Consider the following 2834-nt stretch of genomic DNA (forward strand, 5'->3'; position numbering starts at 1 on the left):
GCGATGGCGACACGCTGCTTCTCCCCGACCGAGAGGTTGAGGGGCGGCGTCTCCGTCCCGAGCACTTCGAGTCCGAGGATCTTCAGTGCGCCGTCCACGCAGTACCCGATTTTTTCCCGGGAATACCCGAGGTTCTCCGGTGCGAAGACGATCTCGTCCCTGACCGTCTCCGCAAAGAGTTGGGTGTCGGCGTGCTGGGCGAGGAGGCCGACCGAGCGGGCGGCCTCGGCCACGGTGAGGGTAGCGGTCTCCCGGCCGTTCACGACGACCTTCCCCCGGTCAGGTCTGAGGAGTCCGTTTGCATGCCGCAGGAGCGTGCTCTTCCCCGAACCGTTCGGCCCGGTGAGGAGGACTATCTCGCCGGCACCGGCCTCGAAGGTGACGTTGTCGAGGGCCGGGCGGTCCTGACCGGGATAGGTATAGGTCACCCTTTCGAAGGCGAGGAGGGGATTTCCGGTGCCGGGTGCGGTGCCGGCGGAGGACGCCTCAGCCCGTGGTCGGGCATATTTTCCGGGCGGGCCGTCGGAGACGACAGCCCCGTCCCTGATCCCGACGACGCGGGTGCAGACCTGCAGGAAGGGGGCGGTGCGGTGCTCCGCAACGACGATGGTCAGACCCTTCTCCCTGTTCAGGCGGGAGAGAAGGGAGAGAAGAGCCGCAGTAGCGTCGGCATCGAGCCCGGAGGTGGGTTCGTCGAGGAGGAGGATGCCGGGCTCCATGGCGAGGACCGCCGCGATCGCCACTCTCTGCTTCTCCCCCCAGGAGAGGGCGTCCACATCCCTCTTCAGGAGGTGGCCGATCCCCATCGTCCCGGCGGTGCGGGTGATCCGTGCCTCCATCTCCGGACGTGCGAGGCCCATCTGTTCGAGCCCGAAGGCGAGTTCGGCCTCGACGTCATTGGAGAAGAGCTGGTGGTCGGGGTCCTGGAAGACGGTCCCGACCTCGCGGGCAAGGCGGCAGACCGGGCAGTCCCTCACCTCGTGGCCGCGGACGACGACCCGTCCCTCTGCCGTCCCGCGGTGCGAGTGCGGGATGAGGCCGTTGATGCACCGCAGGAGAGTGGACTTGCCCGAGCCCGAGGGGCCGGCAAGGAGGACGAACTCCCCCTCCCTGATGGAGAGGGATATGTCCCTCAGGGCCTGCCTCTTCTTCCCCGACCGGTCAGGCGGATAGGAGACAGAGAGTCCTTCGATGTGGATGGCGTCAGGTATCATGGCCTCCGATCACTCCGGCCCTGAGGAGGCGGCCTATGACAAGGGCGCCGATTGCCCCGCCGATCCCCCCGCAGACCAGGAAGGTCACCGAGGAGATGCCGATGCCGAGGATGATGAAGGTGGCCGGGACACCGAGGAGGATGTGGACGCTGTAGTTCACCGCCATCTTCGCGATGTTGCCGGCCGCCCCGGCGATGAAGCCGATGGCCAGGTTTTCCATGCGGAAGGCGAAGAGGACGGAGACGGCGTCGACGACGAGGCCCATCGCCACGTACTTGAAGACGTCGAAGAGGTGGAGTGGCTCAAGGCCGAAGAAGGAGAAAAGGAGGCCCGCGATCAGCCCGATATATGTGGCCGCCCCGGGCTTTTTGACGAGCCCTGCACCGATGATGAAGGGGATCGCGATGAAGATCCCGGAGTGGCCGGGGAAGTGGAGGGGGATCTTGACCACGGTCTTGGCGACGAAGACGAACGCCCCGCAGAGGGAGAGGACGGCGGTTTCGTAGAGGGAGAAGTACGGGCCTTTCCCCGCCATCATGCCGCCTCCGCGTACTGTGTCGTGAGTTCCAGGGAGAAGGTCTCGGGCTGGGGGCGGTCCACCGCGATGAGGAGGTAGACCGACCCGACGGCGCTCCCGCCCGTGTGGGTGATGTAGAACCGTCCGGTCTCCGGGGCGTCACGTGTGACCCCGCCCTTTCTCTGCGCCGGGTCGGTCGTGATATGGAGGGCGTCGAGGCCGCTCCCGTCCTTCTCGAACCAGAAGGTGACGGTGCCTGTCGGGATCTCGTCGGGGCCGAGGCCGTGGGTGTTGGCGAGGCGGACCGTGGCCGGGTTGCCTGTCTTCAGGGGGACGGTCCCGGGCATGCCCTCGCCCGCGTCGGCCGTGCCCTGAACGAAATACCCGCATGAGCCATAGCCCTCCTGCCTGTTCGTCCATGCCGCCCCGCCGAAGGGCCGCGCACCGTAGACGGAGAAGGCGGCCGTGCCGGCGAGGTCGGTGAAATTGTAGTCGACGGCGACAGATTGCACTTTGAAGAGGAAGGGGTTGCCCCCCTGCGGTGTCTCGTTCAGCATGACACACATGAGGTACCACCTGCCGTCGGGGTTGTCTGTGTGGGTGTTCAGGGAGAGGGGTCTGGCGTACGGCCTGTATTCTGCCGGGCCGTACAGGAAGTCTGACCGCGTGAAGGTCATCTCGGACGAGAGTATCGGGAGCGGTGTCTCGTCATCGGTCATGCAGAGGGACTCTGCCATGATCTGGACGGCGATAGCAAGGGCGGCGATCGCTGCCAGGACGGCGAAACCGGCGATGACCCGCGTCCTGAACTCCATTTCAATCTCTCTTTACCGCCCAGAGATTTCCCTCTTTCTCTTCGACATAGAGGACGGCCCTGCCGCCGACAGGGCATGGCTTGACTGACTTGCCTTCCTTGCACCAGATGGTCCCGCCGTCGACCGGTCTGCCGTCGAGGGTGCAGACCGCGTCGATGCCAGCGCCGAGGAGAGCGTCGACCTCTGCGGGGCCTGTGATCTTCCTGACCCCGCCGATCTGGAGGAACCTCCCGTCGTAGCCTGTGGAGGCAAGCCCGATCCCGGCCATGCACCCGATCACGCCGTCCT

General features: G+C 66.0%; 3 protein-coding genes and 1 pseudogene. All 4 read right to left on the reverse strand.

Going from position 1 to position 2834, the window contains the following annotated elements:
- Positions 1-1214, reverse strand: a 1214-nt coding sequence (locus Q0520_RS05035) for an ABC transporter ATP-binding protein (RefSeq protein WP_298667288.1), incomplete at its 3' end; no start/stop codon positions are given.
- Entirely contained in the window at positions 1204-1752 is a 549-nt protein-coding gene (locus tag Q0520_RS05040; RefSeq protein ID WP_298667290.1) for an ECF transporter S component, read from the reverse strand. The genes Q0520_RS05040 and Q0520_RS05035, both read right to left, overlap by 11 nt.
- On the reverse strand, positions 1749-2546 hold the full coding sequence (locus Q0520_RS05045) for a hypothetical protein (RefSeq protein WP_298667292.1): 798 nt from the start codon (positions 2544-2546) through the stop codon (positions 1749-1751). The genes Q0520_RS05040 and Q0520_RS05045 overlap by 4 nt, the downstream gene beginning before the upstream one ends.
- 1 nt (position 2547) lies before the next feature.
- Positions 2548-2834 (reverse strand): annotated as a pseudogene (locus tag Q0520_RS05050) (ABC transporter substrate-binding protein); the annotation flags it as partial.

Source organism: uncultured Methanofollis sp. (genome assembly GCF_937919355.1).
Taxonomy (GTDB): Archaea; Halobacteriota; Methanomicrobia; order Methanomicrobiales; family Methanofollaceae; genus Methanofollis.

What these genes read in the sequence shown, in the direction of transcription:
- Q0520_RS05040 (WP_298667290.1), bottom strand. Translation starts at nt 1,752, where the DNA reads ATGATGGCGGGGAAAGGCCCGTACTTCTCCCTCTACGAAACCGCCGTC.
- Q0520_RS05045 (WP_298667292.1), bottom strand. Translation starts at nt 2,546, where the DNA reads ATGGAGTTCAGGACGCGGGTCATCGCCGGTTTCGCCGTCCTGGCAGCG.